This window comes from Providencia rettgeri (assembly GCF_023205015.1).
GTDB lineage: Bacteria > Pseudomonadota > Gammaproteobacteria > Enterobacterales > Enterobacteriaceae > Providencia > Providencia rettgeri_E.
In genome coordinates, this window is the sequence record NZ_CP096258.1 from 299,950 (window position 1) to 320,069 (window position 20,120).

Sequence of the window (20,120 nt, forward strand, 5' to 3'; positions counted from 1 at the left end):
AAGCTATCGTTTGATAGTCGGTCTGTTGTTTGTCTGGCGTGTTAGTTATATAAAATTAGTTATATAAAAATAGTTAGCACGCGCTCTATAAATAGATAAGCTAAAAGCGTGCCAACTTTTTTAATTATAGTAAATACTGATTGTTACGTGAGGAATAGATTTATTATTAAGCAAATATTGCATTTTGTGCACTGTTTTGGTGCGATCGGCTCTTTTGCGCGCACCAATTTGGTGCTTTGAGTGAATTTGGGGGCCATCGGTGGGATTTCAAATAAAAAATCAGCACTGTGCTCTGTTAAAGCGCAATGCCGATGAAATCTAAAAGAAATGAGGTTATTTAATCTCAAGCAGCGGCATTAATCTTCATCGCTATTGGTTAATAACGTATTTACTTCTTCAATTTGTTTTACTGCATCATTGATAATGGAAGCTATTTGGCGAGTCTGTTCTTCATTTAGCTGTTTTAAAACCATTTTGTGACGCAATAATGCTTTAAAGCGACTGACAGCCATTTCAATGTCTTCCGCTAAATTGCCGCCTTGTTGCATATCACGCGCTTTTGCTAGTTTGCGAGCAATAACCGCTTCAATTTCTTTATTTTGAGCGAGATGGGCAGCTCCTTCTGGTGTGATCGTAAAACTTTTGCGATTGCGCTCAACAATCTGAGACTCTAGGAAGCCTTGCTCTTCTAACAGTGTTAGAGTCGGATAAATAACACCGGGACTAGGCACATATAAGCCATTTGAGGCTTCTTGAATATCTTTGATAATTTCATAGCCATAGCTTGGTTTTTTAGCGACTAACGAAAGTACCATTATATGAAGATCGCCATGGTCGAATAAACGACGCAGGCCTTTGCCTCTTCCGCGGCCTCTTTGGCGGCCTTCGCCGTGGCAGCGTTCACCGTGTCCGTGACCATGACGGCCTTCGCCGTGGCAGCGTTCACCGTGTCCGTGACCATGACGGCCTTCGCCGTGGCAGCGTTCACTGTGTCCGTGACCATGACGGCCTTCGCCGTGACAGCGTTCACTGTGTCCGTGACCATGACGGCCTTCGCCGTGGCAGCGTTCACTGTGTCCGTGACCATGACGGCCTTCATTGTGGCAACATCCACCGTGGTGGCCACGTTGATTTTCATCGTGGTGTGCATAATATACATGACGACAAGATTTAATTAGCATATAGTTACTCCTTAGCGTGTAACTTTAGATATATCGAATTTATTTTATGGGTTTACTATATTTAGATATATCTAATTAGTCAATTTAGATATATCTAAATAACGCAAAAAGATATTTAAACTGGCAGTTAAGAAAGAAAGTCTATTTTTTGTTCTTTTTTTGGGCTGCTAATATTAAGTTTTTAGCGTATTATTCTGTCACTTTGTGATTTCACAGTGCTGATAGGCCTATTTTTATTAGGTATTTTGGCTCAGTCTCGCAACTGAATGTTTTTTCGTTAAAAACTTTTTATACAGTGATGGGTTTCACATTTATTCCACTTGTGCGGAAAAACGTGTAAAATAACAGCAAATTAACGTAGAAAGTATGCTTTGGGCGTGAATAACGGCTCAAAAAGCATATTCCTTTCCTGTCAATTAAACGGTAAAAATCCTTGTCAATTCAAAATTTAAGAAACATCGCCATCATCGCTCACGTTGACCATGGCAAGACCACACTGGTTGGTAAATTACTGCAGCAATCAGGCACGTTCGGTGAACGTGAAACTGTTGATGAGCGTGTTATGGACTCCAATGACTTGGAGAAAGAGCGTGGTATTACTATCCTTGCTAAAAATACCGCTATCCAATGGAATGGTTATCACATTAATATCGTAGACACCCCAGGTCACGCCGATTTCGGTGGTGAGGTTGAGCGCGTTATGTCTATGGTTGACTGCGTACTGCTGGTTGTTGATGCGATGGACGGCCCAATGCCACAAACTCGCTTCGTAACGCAAAAAGCGTTCGACCACGGTTTACGTCCAATTGTTGTTATCAATAAAGTTGACCGCCCAGGCGCACGTCCTGATTGGGTTGTTGACCAAGTATTCGACTTATTCGTGAACTTAGGTGCAACGGATGAGCAACTCGATTTCCCTATCGTGTATGCTTCTGCATTAAACGGTATTGCTGGCCTTGACCACGAAAACATGGCTGAAGACATGACTCCACTGTACGAAGCGATTGTGGAACATGTTGCGCCTCCGGCAGTCGACATTGACGGCCCATTCCAAATGCAAGTTTCGCAATTGGATTACAACAGCTATTTAGGTGTTATCGGTATCGGTCGTATTAAGCGCGGTGTTGTTAAGCCTAACCAACAAGTAACGATTATCGATAGCGAAGGTAAGACTCGCAACGGTAAAATTGGTAAAGTTCTGACTCACTTAGGTTTAGAGCGTATTGACTCACAACAAGCGGAAGCGGGTGATATCGTTGCTCTGACAGGTTTAGGTGAACTGAATATTTCGGACACCATTTGCCAAGTCGGTAGCGTTGAAGCATTGCCTGCGTTAGCGGTTGATGAGCCAACTGTTAGCATGTTCTATTGTGTTAACACCTCACCATTCTGCGGTAAAGAAGGTAAGTTCGTGACTTCACGTCAGATCCTTGACCGCTTGAATAAAGAACTGGTTCACAACGTTGCACTGCGCGTTGAAGAAACTCAAGATCCAGACGCATTCCGCGTTTCTGGTCGTGGTGAGCTTCACTTATCTGTTCTGATTGAAAACATGCGTCGTGAAGGTTTTGAATTAGCCGTATCTCGTCCAAAAGTTATCATTCGTGAAATCGATGGCCGTAAACAAGAGCCATTTGAACAAGTGACTTTAGACGTTGAAGAACAGCACCAAGGCGACATCATGAAAGCTTTAGGTGAACGTAAAGGTGACCTGCGCGACATGATGCCAGACGGTAAAGGCCGCGTACGTCTTGACTACGTGATCCCAAGCCGTGGTCTGATTGGCTTCCGTACTGAATTCATGACAATGACATCAGGTACGGGTTTACTGTACTCAACATTCAGTCATTACGACGATGTTCGCCCAGGTGAAATCGGTGGCCGTCAAAACGGCGTTCTGATCTCCAACGGTCAAGGTAAAGCGGTTGCTTACGCACTGTACAGCCTGCAAGATCGCGGTAAATTGTTCTTAGGTCACGGTGCTGAAGTGTATGAAGGCCAAATCATTGGTATTCACTCACGTTCTAACGACTTAACCGTTAACTGCTTAACAGGTAAAAAACTGACTAACATGCGTGCGTCAGGTACTGACGAAGCAACGACTCTGTCACCACCAATCAAAATGACTCTGGAACAAGCACTTGAGTTCATTGATGATGACGAGTTAGTTGAAGTGACTCCGCAGTCTATCCGTCTGCGTAAACGCCACTTGACTGAGAACGATCGCCGTCGTGCAAACCGTTCTAAAGAAGACTAATTATCGTTACGTGATATTGTTTATTACATTATTGTCGTGATGTGTGTAAGGCGCCTTTCGGCGCCTTATTTATTGATAAGGTTTATAACGACTTGTCTTTCTTCATAAAATACAGTGATGAAATAAATAGTCCGATAATTAAAGGGATTTCGTACAATTCTTCAATAAGGCTTTGTAGCTCAGCATGATGTAGAAAAATGGAACTCAGGAACCGATGGTGTTCAACACTATCTGAAATCAAAAAAGCACAAAGGGTCAGTAGTAAGCTCCAAAGTGGAATCGCTGTATTTTTTAGGTGAAAAACAATACTTTTTCTTAATGGAGAAGCGAATAGCATCAAAACTAAACTGCCAATCAAGACGACAGAAACGAGTCTAAAATAGATGTGATCTAAATTAGGGAAAAATTCGCGTCCCCAATTTGTTCCTCTGCCAAATAATGTTGCCCACCAGATAGTTGCCCATAACCAAAATAGTTTCATTTCCTGACTTTTTTGCTGTAATGGTTTCATATAAAACCAAGTGAAAAAAGCACAAAAAATTAGAGTAATAGATTGAAAATGTTCAATAGTTTTTGTTGCTAGGTCGATATTTAAATTCAGGGAGAGATTATTAAATAATGGAATTAAAAATAAGCTTCCCCATAGAATAACAATCGGCCAAGAGATTGTTTTATCTACTTTCATAGTATGACTTTTATATTTTAAGATTTATTGATTACTGATAATGCATGGATATCAGCTGACATTGCTTATGTGTAACTTGCTACGTGTAAGTCATTATGCAAAAAGCCTATGGTGGGACTTAACATTTAGTATCAAAAGCCGATAGTGTGGTGTGAAATAGCACCTTTAGGATAAAAAATATTTTCTCTTTAATGGAACAAATTGCCCAGTTTGCTGCTCGTTAATTGAGCTAAGTGCGGGTTGCTTAATCGATAAATTGACAAAATAACGTGAATTATCACTAATTAGGGCTGTTCAGTTGCATGAATAATGATTAAAGTAAATTTAGTGAATAACAATGAGGAAAATTTATGCTGTATATCTTCGATATGGGTAATGTGATTATTGATATCGACTTTAATCGTGTATTTGATAAATGGTCTGAGCTCAGTGGTACACCAAGTGAAGAAATCAAATCACGTTTTACTTTTGGTAATATCTTTCAATTACATGAGTGTGGAAAAATTTCAGACATCGAGTTTGCTGAACTGCTTTGTGAAGAAATAGGCATAACACTAAGCTTTGAAGATTTTGCTGAAGGCTGGCACGCTATTTTTATTTCATTACGACCTGAAGTCATTGATATTATGGAGCGCCTTCGTGAACAAGGGCACCGAGTGGTCGTTTTATCGAATACCAACCGTCTACATCTAGACTACTGGCCAGCACACTACCCAGAAATTGCAGCTTCCTCTGATTTTTTATATCTCTCCCAAGATTTAGGCATGCGTAAGCCTGATCCTGAAATTTACAAATATGTGCTGCAATCAGAAGATTTTGATGCAGCAGATGCTATTTTCTTTGATGATGTCGAGGAAAATATAAAAGCTGCAGAAGCTCTTGGTATTCGCAGTATTCATGTCGTGAATAAAGACACCATTCCTGAATATTTCCGCACTTACGATTTTAGTGCTGAAGTTGAATAACATCCTGATTTTATCGTGGGGCAACGGCGAACGTTGCTCCATCTTTTTGTAAAGAGTCATCATGATTGCATTAATCCAGAGAGTCACTCAAGCGAGTGTGGTTGTTGATCAGAAAATAGTAGGGCAAATAAATACTGGGTTGTTGGTTTTACTTGGTGTTGAAAAAGATGATGATGAGCAGAAAGCCAAGCGTTTGTGTGAAAAAGTATTAGGCTACCGTATTTTTAGCGATGAACAAGGGAAAATGAATCTCAACGTTCAGCAAGCGGGAGGTAGCCTATTGGTGGTTTCTCAATTTACTTTAGCTGCTGACACCAAAAAAGGTATGCGGCCAAGTTTTTCAGGGGGAGTCGAACCTGAAAAAGCAGATACCTTGTATCAATACTTCGTTGAACAAAGCCGGCTACAAGGGATTGAAACACAAACGGGGGAATTTGCTGCCGATATGCAAGTAAATTTAACCAATGATGGCCCTGTTACCTTCTGGCTACAAGTGTGAAGCCATTTTTAAAGGGGGAAGCGATGTACCATTTACGTACACCGAAAGATGATATTGAATTCGCAACTTATTACCATTTTCGCTGGGAAATGTTGCGAAAACCGTTTAATCAGCCCCTTGGTTCAGAAAAAGATGGATATGATTTAACCGCACACCATCAAATGGTTGTGGATGATAAAAACCGTATCCTTGCCATTGGCCGCTTATATATCAATGCAGATAATGAGGGGGCTATCCGTTTTTTAGCCGTTAACCCTGCCATGCAAGGTAAAGGACTCGGCAAATTAATTATCATGGCTCTCGAATCCGTTGCGCGGCAAGAAGGCGTAAAACGCATTGTGTCGAGCGTTCGTGAAGAAGCCGTCCCCTTTTTCGACAAAATGGGTTTTGAGAACCGTGGCCAAGTCGCTGGGCAGTTAAAAACGCCTGTACGCCACTATTTGATGATTAAACCCATTGAGACGCTAGACCAAATTCTACATCGTCCCGATTGGTGTGGTGAGCTACAACAAGCGTGGTATAAGTACATTCCATTGAGTGAGAAAATGGGGGTTCGAGTTGACCAATACACAGGAACTCGTTTTATTACCACCATGCCGGAAGCGGGCAACCAAAATCCTCATGAAACGATATTTGCAGGAAGCCAATTTTCATTAGCTACCTTGACGGGATGGGGGCTGATTTGGCTGTTAATGCAAGAACACCAGCTTGGTGGCGATATAGTGTTGGTCGATGCCAGTATTCGTTATGGTAAGCCCGTAAGCGGCAGGCCGACAGCGACAGCGGACTTAGCAAATATGAGCGGTGACCTTGACCGTTTAGCGCGCGGCAGTAAAGCGCGGGTAAAGCTGAAAGTCGAGGTTAGTAACCCTGATGGCAAAGTGGGCGCAGTATTCAGTGGTGTCTATATGGTGCTACCTGTAGCGCCAGTAAAGTAATGTTGTTCATTGAAAATTAAAAGATAAAGGCAGGTATGATTGACCTGCCTTTTGTATTTCTATGGATTACTAAGTGCGGGGAGCGGCTCTACTAATGAAGGCTCGGTAGGCTGTAAATCGGCTTCGGACTCTACTGAAGAAGTGACAACCCCATTAACAACGGTACGGAATAGGCGTTTGCCTTGCAATGGGACTGCCATCAACTCCCCATTCAAACTTTTTTCTACTGATGGGGCGAGTAAATCCCCTTGTAATGTCGCATCAAAATCACCAATAACTTGAGCGGGAAAGCCTGCCCAGCCCCATTGGTTTAAATCAACGAGATCAATATTCGAACCCGATGCTCTCAGTAAGAAGGGGACTTTTTTTGGTTCTTGTTTTACCAGCAAGCCAACCTTACTGATGCCTTTATCGGTACTGACTGTTAAGCTCGCAGCGGCTGAGGACTTACCACTTTGACGCACTTCAATAAACGGGCGGCGTACAAGAACTTGGTTAATTGTGCCGCTATCTGCAGTGAATGTCGCTTTACCGCTCCAAACTCCCCACTGCTTTTGTCTTATTAAATCGATATTTTCAATATTGCCGCTGAGCGCGGTCAGCTCAAAGGGAAACTGTGGTTGGATATTCATCAAAAGTGATTGAGAAAGGGTGAATTTTTTGATGCTTAAACCAGATAACCAAGGCGGTGTAGGCTCTGCAAAGAATGATAGCCAATTTTCAGGCAAAGTATATAAGATACCCGCTAGTTTGCCTTCGTCGATAGTCAGTATTCGGTCATTGCGCTGCCAAGAACCACTTAGGTTAAAGACGCCTTTATTATAGTAACCGGATAACTTATTGATATTCAGGTTGTCACCGTTAATTTTCAGATCACCAATTAAGGTACTGAGTTGCTGGTCTTTTACGACAAATTGGTCAACATTAAAACGAATGTTGCTTTCGGAACTAGTCCAGCCCCCTCTCACGAAGCTGAGTTGGTCAATTTCGGTGCTTAGGCCAGAGAGTGCCCAATCCTTCCCTTGAATATCAATGTTGGTTAACTCTACTTTTTTGATCTGCAATGATTTTTCACTCGTTATTGCATCAAATAGTGAATCGAAATCAACTTTATTTTCCCAGCCGACTTTATTCATGGTGAGGGAATCTACCGTGATAGCGCCATCCTTAAGTACCTTCCCAGCCCCCGCAATATAGCCATTATTTAGGTAGGCACTTGCTTGACTTATTTCTGTTCCTTGCTGCTGCAATTTACCGGTAATGGCAACATTCTTGAATGAAAGGTCATTAAATTTTAATTGGTTAGCGGTAAATCGAAAATCACCGTAACCAAAAGGGGAGTTTTCATCGGGTTTCCAAGGGGTAATTCCCCCCGTGAAGCCAGTGACTTGCACAGTATCATTGTCTTTTTTAAGCGTGATTTGGCTATTTTCAAATTGCAAAATATTCGCGGAAATAGGTAGCAGTATCGTATCAGGTGTGACAGTTGTCGATAATGTTCCTTGAGTAATAACCAAACGTTTGATTGCCGTACCGCTAAATAGATTTCGCCAATTAACATCAAGCACGATTTGCCGTGAGTCTAAAGAGAGGTCACTGTTTTTATTCGCTAATTTGACATCTTGGAAAATGAATTCACCGGGGTTAGAAAATTCATGTCCCATAATTCCCACATCAATATCATAGTCAGTGAACTTACTTAAAAATTGACTGGAGTAGGATGCACCCCAACGGGTTTGCAGCCCGATATAAGTAAAAATAAACAATAGCAGCAGTAACAGAAGTGCATAGGTAGTAAGTTTGATTAACCATTTCACAGTTTACTGCTCCTTTGGTTTGTTGACGAATAGACACAGGAAGAGACTGCCTAATATAGCGACAATTTAAGGACAGGATACAGAAAAACCGCCAGAGTGTTCAACACTGGCGGCTAGAATGAAGGTTATTTTTCGAGAGGGAAGACTAAATTCAGAACAATTGCAGTTAAACCACCCGCAGCAATACCAGAAGAAAACAATGTTTTTAGCCAGTCAGGTGCGAATTGCAAAATCAAAGGTTGCTGTGAAACGCCCATACCCACTGCGAGGGAAAGCGCAATAATCATGATAGCCCGGCGATTGAGCGGTTCACGAGATACAATGCGTACACCTGAAGCGGCAATGGTACCAAACATTACAATGGTTGCTCCGCCCAGCACAGGTTCGGGAATTTGTTGCACGAAGCCTGCAACCGCAGGGAACAGCCCCAATAGCACTAACATTAAAGCGACAATGTAGCCGACATAGCGACTTGCCACCCCAGTTAACTGGATAACACCGTTGTTTTGCCCAAAGCAAGAGTTAGGGAAAGTATTAAATACCGCAGAAACCATCGAGTTCAAACCATTAGCAAGTACGCCACCTTTGATACGTTTCATGTACAAAGGGCCGCGAACCGGTTGCTCAGATACATCAGAAGTGGCGGTAATATCACCTATCGTTTCTAAGGAAGTCACCATAAAAATAAGAATTAATGGGATCAACAGGTTCCAGTCGAAGGATAAGCCATAATAAAAGGGCTCAGGGACAGTAATAATTGGCTGGTTGGCTTCCATTGGTTGCGCATTTGGCAACATGTCCATCCACCAAGCTGCAATATAACCAACAGCCATAGCAATGACTAAAGATGCGACACGTAAGTAAGGGTTTTTCTGCCGATTAAGTAAAATAATAACCGCTAAAACAACCCCAGCCAAAATCAAATAGTCTGGTGAACCGAAGGTGTTATCGCTAATCGCACCATAGCCACCGCCAATGGATGTTAACCCTACTTGAATCAAGGATAGGCCGATAATCATGACAACAACACCTGAAACCAGTGGTGTAATGACTCGACGGGCTAGATGTAAGAAGCGAGAAAGAATCACTTCGGTGAGTGCTGCAACTAGCAATGTGCCGAATAAGGCTGCCATCATCGACGGGATATCAGCGCCACCTTGCTTAAGTGCAACACCCCCCATGATTAAAGGTGCAACAAAGTTAAAACTGGTTCCTTGAATCGAAAGCAGGCCTGAGCCAATAGGGCCCCATGCACGGATCTGAATTAAAGAAGCAATACCGGAGGCAAATAAAGACATACTAATGATGCGCTGGGTATCGTGAGCTGGTAGTCCTAATGCCTGACAAATCAGCATCGCAGGGGTAATCACCGCAACAAACATCGCCAGAAGATGTTGCCCAGCGGCAAACAAGGCTTGGGGCAGTGGTGGGCGGTCTTCTAATTTATAGATGAGTTCGCTTTGCGTTTGTATGGTCGCTTCAGTAGTTTGTTTTTCAGACGTCGCAGTATTCATTGCCTTCATTTCTCGCCAACAAAAAACGCATTGTAATGTGTCGAAATTAAAAAGCAATCGTTTGCGCGTAAAAAATATTGATCAATGTTAAATAAGGCTGTCACATTTTTATATCTTTTAACTTGTATTTATAACAGTTTTTTTTTCTAATCCTATAACCTGCTTTTGGCGTTTTAAGGAAGAAATTAACGTCTTACTAGTTTTTGATAATTTTAACAACAGACGAGGTACGTGAATGTATCATCTCGATGTCTACGGTACACTGGTAGCAGCTACCTTAGTACTATTACTTGGGCGTAAACTGGTCAAATCAGTTCCTTTCCTTGAAAAATATACAATCCCTGAACCTGTTGCGGGTGGGTTGTTAGTAGCTTTTAGTCTTTTATTGCTTAAACAATTATTTGACTGGAGCCTTTCTTTTGACTTATCACTGCAAGAACCTATGATGCTGGCATTTTTTGCCACAATTGGTCTTAATGCCAACCTTGCTAGTTTGAAGGCTGGTGGTAAGGCATTGTTTATCTTCATTTTTGTGGTTGTTGGTTTATTGCTTGTCCAAAATACGGTAGGGATTGCTCTTGCTGAATTATTGGGATTAGACCCTCTCATGGGGCTATTAGCTGGTTCAGTTACCTTATCGGGTGGTCATGGAACTGGTGCGGCATGGGGGAAAATTTTCACTGAAAGCTATGGTTTCCAAAGTGCAACAGAAGTTGCAATGGCGTGTGCTACATTTGGACTTGTTCTCGGTGGTTTAATCGGCGGGCCTGTTGCACGTTTTCTAACGCGTAATATTCCAACGCCAGGAACGGCTGATGATGATAAAGACGTTCCAACTGCATTTGAGAAACCACAATCTGGGCGCATGATCACTTCAATGGTTTTAATTGAAACTATTGCACTGATCGCTATTTGTCTATTGGTGGGAAGTTTTATTGCAGGCGAATTAGCCGATACTCCTTTCGCATTGCCTAAGTTTGTCTGCGTACTTTTTGTTGGTGTCATTTTAAGTAACAGCTTATCACTGCTTGGTTTTTACCGAGTATTCGACCGCGCTGTTTCTGTCATGGGTAACGTGAGCCTCTCATTATTCTTAGCAATGGCACTCATGAGCTTGAAGCTGTGGGAATTAGCATCACTTGCAATCCCAATGATTATCATTCTTGCTGTACAGGCTTGTGTGATGGCGGGATATGCTATTTTTGTGACTTTCCGCGTGATGGGCAAAAACTATGACGCTGCAATCTTAGCTGCAGGTCATTGTGGGTTTGGTCTTGGTGCGACACCAACAGCGATTGCGAATATGCAAGCTGTTACGGATAGATTAGGTCCATCTCACTTAGCATTCTTGGTTGTACCAATGGTTGGGGCATTCTTCATTGATATTGTTAATGCGATAGTGATTAAACTGTATCTGATGCTGCCATTATTCCCAACGATTGCTGGTTAACTTTCATTTTATAATAAATCAAGTAAAGCAGGTATTGCCGTGAAAATATTCACGGCAATTTTCATTTTAGGGAACGAATAAAAAGAAGATATAAAACTTAAGCGTGGCTGTACTGCTCTCGCTCAGGTAACCAACGCTCAATAAGTTGTTGTGCATTTTCGGGGTGATTTTGTTGAATATGGCGAGCAAGGCGTTGCACTTCTGGCAACATGTATTGGTCACGCAACAAATCTGCGACTTTAAATTCTGCATTTCCTGTTTGTCTAGTGCCTAATAATTCCCCTGGCCCGCGAATTTCGAGATCTTTTTGTGCGATAACAAAGCCATCATTGCTGTCCCGCAACACTTGTAGTCTTTGTTTAGCGGTATGGGTTAACGGTGTCTTGTACAATAAGACACAGTGAGACGCGATAGCTCCACGGCCGACCCGCCCTCTTAGTTGGTGTAACTGAGCCAAACCAAGGCGTTCAGGGTTATCAATAATCATTAAACTTGCATTTGGCACATCCACACCGACTTCAATAACCGTCGTAGCAACCAGCAGTTGAATTTCATTCTGTTTAAAAGCCGCCATAATACTTTGCTTTTCAGCGGGTTTCATTCGACCATGAACTAAACCGACTTTCAATTCAGGTAATGCCAGTGCGAGCTCTTCGCTGGTCACTTGAGCTGCTTGCGCTTCTAATAATTCAGAGTCTTCAATGAGTGTGCAGACCCAATAGGCTTGGCGGCCTTCTTCAATACAGGCTTGGCGAACACGCTCAATAATATCATTACGGCGAGTGTCCGGTATGGCGACAGTGGTGACGGGGGTTCGTCCTGGAGGTAGCTCGTCGATGACCGAGGTATCTAAGTCTGCATAGGCTGTCATCGCCAGCGTCCGTGGGATTGGCGTAGCGGTCATGATTAATTGATGAGGGTGGTACCCTTGCTGCTCACCTTTTTCACGCAGAGCGAGCCGCTGATGAACGCCAAAGCGATGTTGTTCATCAATGATAACAAGCCCCAGAGCTTTAAAGCTCACTTGCTCTTGGAAAATAGCGTGTGTTCCAACAACCATCGCGACCTCTCCACTTGCGATGGCATCTTGCTGAGTCTGACGTGCCTTACCCTTTTGTTTACCCGCAAGCCAACCTACTTTGACACCTAAAGGTTCTAACCACTGTTTGAACGTATTGGCATGTTGCTCTGCAAGAATTTCCGTGGGAGCCATCAGCGCCACTTGTTTGCCATTCTCGATGGCACAAACGGCGGCTAAGGCTGCAACGAGGGTTTTCCCTGATCCCACATCCCCTTGAATCAAACGCATCATAGGGGCGTTTTTAGCGAGGTCTGCTTCAACTTCACTAACAACACGGTTTTGTGCGTCTGTTGGTGAAAACGGTAATTGTGCAAGTAACTGAGATTTTAATTGACCACTTGTCACTAATGGTTCCGCATATAGGCGTTCATTACCTGCGCGGATAGCTAACATGCTTAGATGGTGAGCGAGTAGTTCTTCGAGGACTAGCCGCTTTTGTGCCGGATGATGGCCTTTTTCTAGCTCGCTCAGTGCCACATTCGGTGGTGGATTGTGTAATAAGCGAATAGCATCTGGTAAGCTTATCATTCCACGGCTAAGCTCTTCAGGAAGTAATTCTTTTATTTTCCCGCTATCCAGTAGCCCGAGCGCTTGTTCCATGACTTTGCGTAAAGTCGCTTGGCGAACACCTTCAGTGGTTGGATATACGGGTGTTAAATTCTCTTGCAAGCTGATATTGCTGGGGTCTTTAGACACTTTATATTCAGGGTGAATGATTTCCGGTCCTGTATTTCCTCTGCGAACTTCCCCATAGGCGGTAACCTGTCTTCCTTCTGCTAAGTTATTTTTCATTGCTGCTGAGAAATTGAAAAAACGTAAGGTGAGGTTGCCTGTTCCATCGGAAATTAAGCAAGTCATCATTCTTTTTCGGCCGAAGACGACTTTAGTTTGCAGGACTTCGCCCGTGATCGTTGCTGTCGTGCCGGGAAGAAGATCTTTTATTTGATATAAACGAGTATGGTCTTCATAGCGCAAAGGGAAATGAAGAAGAAGGTCTTGAACGGTGTTCAAACCGATTTTACGCATTTTTTCTGACTGACTTGCACCAACACCATGCAATGAGGTCAGTGAAATGGTATCAAGTAGCCCATTATTCATGTTATTTCCTTCTATTTAACCAAACTGCCGTCTTTTCATTTTTTCGGTTAATTGCATTTGTGCCCACCACGTCTCATCAGCTTCAATTTGCCCTTGGTTATTAATCAATGGCCGAGGAAGCCCCTTACGTTTAGCGACTTCAGCCAGTACAGGGTAACCGCCTTCAAATAACCAAGCTTGTTGTTCATCTGGTGAGAGCAAGCAATGTTCACGATCGTACATTCCCGCTTGTTGCCGCTGCCTTTGGGCTTCATACAGAATTAATGCAGAAGCGACGGAAACATTCAAAGATTGCACCATACCCGCCATTGGAATGATAATGTGTTTATCCGCCAGTGCGAGGGCTTGTTGTGAAATCCCTGTTTTCTCTTGCCCCATCATAATACAAGTTGGCAAAGTATAATCAATTTCACGAAAATCAACGGCATGTTCCGACAAGTTAGTTGCCAAAACCTGCATGTTTTGTGATTTTATTTGGGAAATGGCTTCTTCGGTCGATGCGTGTGAAATAATTTTAACCCAACTATTACTCCCTGCAGCAGAAGAAACGGACAGTTTGACTTGTTGGTCAGGCCAAATAGCATGAATTTGATGGATCCCTACCGCATCCGCACTGCGTACAATGGCAGAAACATTGTGCGGTTTATGAATTTCTTCGAGGCAGAGAGTTAGGTCAGGCTGCCGCATCGCCATCATTTGGCAAATGCGGCGGTAGCGGCGTTCATTCATAGTGATTAATCAAGTATGGTCGTTAATTACGGTTTCGGCTAACACGTAGAACGTCAGGCATAATACGGATTTTTCGCATCACATTTGCCAATTGAACACGGTTTTTAGTCGTAAGGCGAATAAAGGCACAATATACACGGCCATCTTTTTCTTCTGTATTCATACTTTGAATACTTGAGTTAGCGTCATTAATAGCGGCGGTTAAATTCGCTAAAGCGCCTTGATGGTTAATCATATCCACTTTAATTTCAGCGATAAAGTCGGTGTCGGTGTCATTGTCCCATTCAACTGCCATAAATTTATCAGGTTCTTTCTGATACCCACGGATATTTCGGCAAGACTCATGGTGGATAACCAGACCTTTGCCAGGACTAATATGTGCAACAATTGGGTCACCAGGAATAGGGCGACAACATTTTGCAAAGGTGATTAAAACACCATCTGCACCCTTAATAGACAGTTTATTCCGGCTTTCAACTAACACTTGTTCTTCTGGTGCATTTTGTGGATTGTTTTGTAGATTACGTGCGACAACCACACTCATTGCATTACCCAACCCAATTTCAGCAAGCAAATCATCGATAGAGTGCAGCTTCATGCGTGCTAATTCTGCATCAATATTGGTTTGAGGGATATCAGTGAGTTTATTTCCTGCCCCTAGGGCATGGTTGAGTAAACGGCGACCTAAGTTAATAGAATCTTCGCGTTTTAAATTCTTTAATAATTGGCGTATTTTGGCGCGAGCTTTTGAGCTAACGACAAAATTTAGCCAAGCTGCGTTCGGCCTAGCGCCCGGTGCAGTGATAATTTCAACAGTTTGGCCACTCGTCAGGGATTGCGAAAGTGGGTAAGGCTGACGGTCAACACGAGCCCCCACGCAAGCATGGCCAATATCCGTGTGTACCGCATATGCAAAATCAACAGGTGTTGCACCAGTAGGTAATTCAACAATACGGCCTTCTGGAGTGAAAACGTAGATTTCATCTGGAAATAGATCCGATTTAACGCTTTCAATAAATTCAAACGAGCTACCTGCACTTTGTTGCAACTCAAGTAGGCTTTGCATCCAACGTTGAGCTCTAACTTGTGCCGTTGTACCTTGTTCACCTTGCTCTTTATAGGCCCAATGTGCAGCAACCCCCATTTCAGCCATTTGGTCCATGTCTTCTGTGCGAATTTGCACTTCGACAGGCACACCATGCGGCCCAATAAGTGAGGTATGTAGCGACTGATAGCCATTGGCTTTAGGGATGGCAATATAGTCTTTAATACGGCCCGGACGCGGCTTGTATAAACTATGCATCTGACCTAAAACACGGTAGCAAGTATCCACATCTTTCACTATTACTCTAAAAGCATAGATATCCATAATGGAATGGAAACGTTGCTCTTTTTGGTGCATTTTGCGATAGATGGAATAAAGATGTTTTTCTCTGCCACTGACGCGACAAGGAACACCCGCCTCAGTAAGCCTACCGTCAATTTCCGAGAGAATTTTTTGGATCATCTCTTTTCGGTTACCGCGAGCGGCTTTAACCACTTCTTTGATAACGCGATAACGGTTGGGATACAACGCCTCAAAACCAAGCTCTTCAAGCTCTGTTTTGATGTGGTGTATACCTAGCCTATGGGCTAACGGGCTATATATTTCAAGGGTTTCACGTGCAATGCGCCGACGCTTATCGGGCCTGAGTGACCCTAACGTGCGCATATTGTGAGTACGGTCTGCCAGTTTTATCAAAATGACACGGATGTCTTTTACCATCGCCATGATCATTTTGCGGAAGTTTTCTGCTTGAGCTTCTTTTTTGTCGCGAAAGTTGAGCTTGTCTAGTTTGGAAACACCTTCAACGAGACCGGCGACGGTGGTACCAAACAATTCTTCTATGTCTTGAAATGTCGCTGGAGTATCTTCAATCACATCATGAAGTAGCGCAGCCATCAGTGTTTCATGGTCCAAACGCATTTCAGCAAGAATACAAGCAACAGCAACTGGGTGAGTAATATAAGGCTCACCACTCGAACGGGTCTGTCCTTCGTGGGCATCCCGTGCAACAACATAGGCTTTTCTTAGTAATTCAATTTGTTCTTTAGGAAGATACTTTTGAATGACTAAATTAAGGCTCTCAAACAGATACAAGGCAGACCCACCTTAGTGATTAGCGACGACCTTCAGCGATTGCAGAAACTGCTTGCATTTCAGCTGCTTCTTGCTCTTGCTGCTCTTGGCGCTCACGCACATCTAAAATGTGACCGTTGATTAAACCTTCTTCTACTTCACGCAATGCGATAACAGTATATTTATCATTTTCTTCAGGAACTAAAGGGTCTTTTCCACCCGTTTGTAACTGACGAGCTCTACGTGCCGCAACCAATACGAGGTCAAAACGGTTACCAATTTTTTCTACTGCGTCTTGAACAGTTACGCGTGCCATAAGTGTGCTACTCCAAAGAAATAAAAAAATGACCTGATATGATACTGAAACTATTCTCAGTCTGCTAGTAATTTGCTGATTAAAGCATCATGTCGCTGAATTTGACGCGCTAACTTTAAACGCTCAGTACGGATGATAGATTGTAAATCGCTTAGCGCGGTATTGAAATCATCATTAACAATAAGGTAATCATACTCGTTGAAATGTTCAATTTCACCTACCGCTTGTGACATACGCTTTTCTATAACTTCATCGCTGTCTTGCCCACGTCCACGTAGCCTACGATAAAGTTCATCTTTTGATGGTGGGAGAATAAAAATACTGCGTGCTTCTGGCATTTTATCCCTAATTTGTTGGGCTCCCTGCCAATCGATATCAAGAAAAACATCTACACCACTATTTAATACATCTTCAATGATGGGTTTGGACGTCCCATAATAATTTCCAAAAACGCAGGCATGCTCTAAGAACTCGCCTTTGTCGACCATTTGTAAAAAATCAGTTTCAGATACAAAGAAATAGTGCTCGCCATGGACTTCCCCTGGACGTGCGGCTCGAGTTGTATGAGAAACGGAAACCTGTGTGTCATACAATGGTTGTGTTTTTAATAAAGCCTGAATCAGACTTGATTTCCCTGCACCACTAGGGGCAGAAACAATATATAACGTGCCTTGTATCATGATGATTTCTTGAATAGTCGAGGATTAAACATAAAAGATGGTGATAAACCCGACATAGTATACACGTACTTGCATCAACATGCAGCGATATCAATAAATCATGAATTTTAATTAAATGAATTTGATTCATCGCTAAATTGTGAACAGGTTCGAGAAATTAACTTATTACTCATGAAAACAACATTCGTTTTGCGACGCTTTTTGCAAATAATCTCTTTTGGAGATGAAGACAGAAAAAAGATATTTCATGCTTAGTGAATCGGAAAAATGCTTTGAAATATAGCATTACAATGGATTAGTAATAACAAGGAATAGTTATGGTTTATATTTTTTATGGTTATTGGTTAGCGTCATCTTATAGGTTGGGTGGGTTAATTTTGGGCGTCATGGTGTGTATTAATTTTGCCCAAGCCGCGCAGCAAAGTGCTATTAATGAACAGTGTGAAGAACAAAATAGTCAAATAATTAAGCGGGAGAGTCACAGGTTAGGAAAACAATTACAGTTGTGGAACCAATCTTATCGTTTGGCTGGTAGCAGTCCTATTAGTGATGAAGCTTATGATCAGTTATTTAATTTATGGCGTTCTCTGCAACGCTGTCAGCAGCTTCCTGAAGAATTACCCGACGTGCAATTTCCCGAAAAATTACAGTTAATGAGGCATCCTATTCCTCATACAGGCTTGAAGAAACTCAATGAATTAGATGTTTATAGATGGATAGAAACACGTAAAAACATCTGGTTGCAACCTAAAATCGACGGTGTTGCGGTAACGTTGGTTTACAAGAATGGCAAGCTTATTTCCATGATCAGCCGGGGAAATAGCGTTGAAGGAATCGAGTGGCGAGCAAAAGCAGATTTCATTCCTGCAATACCCAAACAAATTAAATATTCAGGTACGCTTGTGCTCCAAGGGGAGTTATTTTGGCGTATGAATAAGCACATTCAAGCTAAAAGGGGGGGAGTAAACGCACGCAATAAGGTTGCAGGGTGGTTAATGCGAAAAAGTCCCCCAACTGCTCTTGAAGAAAATATTGGTATTTTTATCTGGGCGTGGCCTGCGGGAGATGCAAACCCAAAAACACAATTAACATTACTTTCTGAGATAGGTTTCCCGCTTGCTGAGCAATATAGCCATAAAATTGAAAGTAAAACCCAAGCTAAGCAACTAAGGGAATTCTATTATCAAGGCCAATTACCATTTGCGACCGATGGCATAGTGCTTAAAAATTTTCCAGCGCCAGCGGCATCAGCTTGGCAATCAAAACAAAATAGCTGGGCGATTGCATGGAAATACCCATTGCGCAGTGTGCTATCAGAGGTAACTAAGCTCAAATTTAATGTTGGCAGGACAGGAAGAGTTAGTGTCGTTGCTGAAATCATCCCCATCAATATTGACTCAAAAACTATTTCAAAGGTAAATGCTGGATCATTATCATCATGGTCAAAGCGGAATTTACTTGTTGGAGATAAAATACTTGTCTCTCTTTCAGGTCTCGGAAGTCCAAAAATTGAAGACATTGTTTGGCGGCGAGAGAAACGTGAATACCCAGATACATCAAGCTTAACGCAGTTTCATGCGCTCAGTTGCCTGACTTATACGGAATCTTGCTCGCAGCAATTTGTAGCGAGGTTAACATGGTTAGGCAAACAACTCAGTATTCGAGGGATAAATGAAGCGACGTGGCGCCAGTGGGCTGAGAGCCATAACCTTACTCAACTAACAACTTGGTTGTCAGAGCAATGGCAAAACGATTTACCTAAAGGGAAAAAGCACCAACTGTTAGTAAAGCAACTGAAAATGGCAAAGGCTCAACCTATTTGGTTTTGGTTAAAAGGTTTGGCAATTCCACTGCCTAAGGTACAAGTAGGAAAAGTGACTGACATAGGTATGCTGTATGACCCCTCATGGGTTAATAGTATAAATTTGACAGAATTACAAAGGAAAAAACTGGCTAATTGGTTGGCAGAGCCGGAAATTCAATCTATTTTACGTATCTTGTCTGATATGAAAGCTATTCAGCCATCAATCGCAAACTATTAATGGCTGACGATCTTTTGCTGAACTAGGTTAATCTTGGTTTTCGTAATTGAAAATAGGTAGACCAAGACGATAACGAATGGCGATTAGCCTTGCGCTTAAACCAACAACGAGTGTGATAATTACCACGATGTCTTTAGGCAGAGGAGTTTGTAATAGGCCAATATAGATCCAAGCGGCAGCGAAAGAGACGCCAGCATAGACCTCTTTTTGGAAAACTAAAGGGATTGTATTACACAGCATGTCTCTTAACACACCGCCAAAAACGCCAGTAATTACGGCTGCAATAGCAGCGATGATTGGGCTATAGTGCATATCGAGGGCAATTTGGGCACCCAGTATAGAAAACACAATTAGCCCGATAGCATCTAATATGAGGAACAATCGACGTAAATGTTTCATCATCGGAGCTATCCAAATTGTCACAATAGCAGCGCCTGCAACAGTCAGGATATACTCAGGGTGTTCCACCCAGCCTAAGGGGTAATGGCCAAGTAACATATCACGTACGGAACCACCGCCAATTGCTGTCGCAGACGCAATAATGATGACACCAAAGACATCCATTTTTCGCCTGCCAGCGGCAAGCGCACCCGTCATGGCTTCTGCGGTGATACCAATAATATAAAGTACACTTAATAACATGGTAGTTTTGTTCAAGACTAAGGTTGTTGCTAAAGGGTAATATTACTTGTGAAACTTCTCGACTGAGATTTTCTAGTGTTGGTTAAACTAGATTAGTTAAAATAATC

16 protein-coding genes are annotated in these 20,120 nt (G+C 42.5%); 6 read left to right on the forward strand and 10 right to left on the reverse strand.

What is annotated here, in order from left to right:
* Positions 1-356: 356 nt before the first annotated feature.
* The gene (locus M0M83_RS01340) at positions 357-1,181 is read right to left on the reverse strand and encodes a PadR family transcriptional regulator (protein WP_248467415.1); all 825 of its coding nucleotides are present in this window, start codon (positions 1,179-1,181) and stop codon (positions 357-359) included.
* A 433-nt stretch (positions 1,182-1,614) separates the two neighbouring features.
* Between M0M83_RS01340 and typA the strand changes: the two genes are divergently transcribed.
* Positions 1,615-3,438, forward strand: a complete 1,824-nt coding sequence (gene typA / locus M0M83_RS01345; protein ID WP_125891727.1) for a ribosome-dependent GTPase TypA — start codon at positions 1,615-1,617, stop codon at positions 3,436-3,438.
* An 82-nt stretch (positions 3,439-3,520) separates the two neighbouring features.
* Here the strand turns inward: typA and M0M83_RS01350 are convergent, their stop codons facing one another.
* On the reverse strand, positions 3,521-4,123 hold the full coding sequence (locus M0M83_RS01350; protein ID WP_248467417.1) for a hypothetical protein: 603 nt from the start codon (positions 4,121-4,123) through the stop codon (positions 3,521-3,523).
* Positions 4,124-4,473: 350 nt separating this feature from the next.
* On the opposite strand from M0M83_RS01350, the gene yihX reads away from it, so the two are divergent.
* From yihX to fabY, 3 genes are all read left to right on the forward strand, one after another.
* Positions 4,474-5,088, forward strand: a complete 615-nt coding sequence (yihX, locus tag M0M83_RS01355; RefSeq protein ID WP_125891725.1) for a glucose-1-phosphatase — start codon at positions 4,474-4,476, stop codon at positions 5,086-5,088.
* 61 nt (positions 5,089-5,149) lie between these two features.
* Complete coding sequence (gene dtd / locus M0M83_RS01360) at positions 5,150-5,587, forward strand: D-aminoacyl-tRNA deacylase (RefSeq protein WP_248467419.1); 438 nt, start codon at positions 5,150-5,152, stop codon at positions 5,585-5,587.
* A gap of 23 nt (positions 5,588-5,610) precedes the next feature.
* Entirely contained in the window at positions 5,611-6,525 is a 915-nt protein-coding gene (gene fabY / locus M0M83_RS01365; RefSeq protein ID WP_125891723.1) for a fatty acid biosynthesis protein FabY, read from the forward strand.
* 59 nt (positions 6,526-6,584) lie between these two features.
* Here fabY and M0M83_RS01370 read toward each other — a convergent pair whose 3' ends face one another.
* On the reverse strand, positions 6,585-8,342 hold the full coding sequence (locus M0M83_RS01370; RefSeq protein WP_248467422.1) for an AsmA family protein: 1,758 nt from the start codon (positions 8,340-8,342) through the stop codon (positions 6,585-6,587).
* Positions 8,343-8,467: 125 nt separating this feature from the next.
* On the reverse strand, positions 8,468-9,856 hold the full coding sequence (locus M0M83_RS01375; RefSeq protein WP_096863580.1) for a uracil-xanthine permease family protein: 1,389 nt from the start codon (positions 9,854-9,856) through the stop codon (positions 8,468-8,470).
* 235 nt (positions 9,857-10,091) lie between these two features.
* On the opposite strand from M0M83_RS01375, the gene gltS reads away from it, so the two are divergent.
* Positions 10,092-11,306: a sodium/glutamate symporter gene (gltS, locus tag M0M83_RS01380; protein ID WP_125891721.1), complete on the forward strand. Its 1,215-nt coding sequence runs from the start codon at positions 10,092-10,094 to the stop codon at positions 11,304-11,306.
* A 97-nt stretch (positions 11,307-11,403) separates the two neighbouring features.
* Here the strand turns inward: gltS and recG are convergent, their stop codons facing one another.
* The 5 genes from recG to gmk are packed head-to-tail and all read right to left on the reverse strand — an operon-like array spanning position 11,404 to position 17,329.
* The gene (gene recG, locus M0M83_RS01385; RefSeq protein ID WP_213913551.1) at positions 11,404-13,485 is read right to left on the reverse strand and encodes an ATP-dependent DNA helicase RecG; all 2,082 of its coding nucleotides are present in this window, start codon (positions 13,483-13,485) and stop codon (positions 11,404-11,406) included.
* Positions 13,486-13,500: 15 nt separating this feature from the next.
* A complete protein-coding gene (gene trmH, locus M0M83_RS01390) occupies positions 13,501-14,214 on the reverse strand; it encodes a tRNA (guanosine(18)-2'-O)-methyltransferase TrmH (RefSeq protein WP_125891719.1) in 714 nt (237 codons plus the stop codon).
* Between the two features lie 22 nt (positions 14,215-14,236).
* Entirely contained in the window at positions 14,237-16,354 is a 2,118-nt protein-coding gene (gene spoT, locus M0M83_RS01395; RefSeq protein ID WP_125891718.1) for a bifunctional GTP diphosphokinase/guanosine-3',5'-bis pyrophosphate 3'-pyrophosphohydrolase, read from the reverse strand.
* A gap of 19 nt (positions 16,355-16,373) precedes the next feature.
* Positions 16,374-16,649: a DNA-directed RNA polymerase subunit omega gene (gene rpoZ, locus M0M83_RS01400; RefSeq protein WP_004262665.1), complete on the reverse strand. Its 276-nt coding sequence runs from the start codon at positions 16,647-16,649 to the stop codon at positions 16,374-16,376.
* A gap of 56 nt (positions 16,650-16,705) precedes the next feature.
* On the reverse strand, positions 16,706-17,329 hold the full coding sequence (gene gmk / locus M0M83_RS01405; protein WP_125891717.1) for a guanylate kinase: 624 nt from the start codon (positions 17,327-17,329) through the stop codon (positions 16,706-16,708).
* A gap of 317 nt (positions 17,330-17,646) precedes the next feature.
* Here gmk and ligB point away from each other — a divergent pair, with 317 nt between their 5' ends.
* Positions 17,647-19,371 carry an NAD-dependent DNA ligase LigB gene (ligB, locus tag M0M83_RS01410; protein WP_213913552.1) on the forward strand — a complete coding sequence of 575 codons (1,725 nt, stop codon included), beginning with the start codon at positions 17,647-17,649 and terminating at the stop codon, positions 19,369-19,371.
* Positions 19,372-19,398: 27 nt separating this feature from the next.
* On the opposite strand, the gene M0M83_RS01415 is transcribed toward ligB, so the two are convergent.
* Positions 19,399-20,013, reverse strand: a complete 615-nt coding sequence (locus M0M83_RS01415) for a trimeric intracellular cation channel family protein (protein WP_102138856.1) — start codon at positions 20,011-20,013, stop codon at positions 19,399-19,401.
* Between the last annotated feature and the right edge of the window lie 107 nt (positions 20,014-20,120).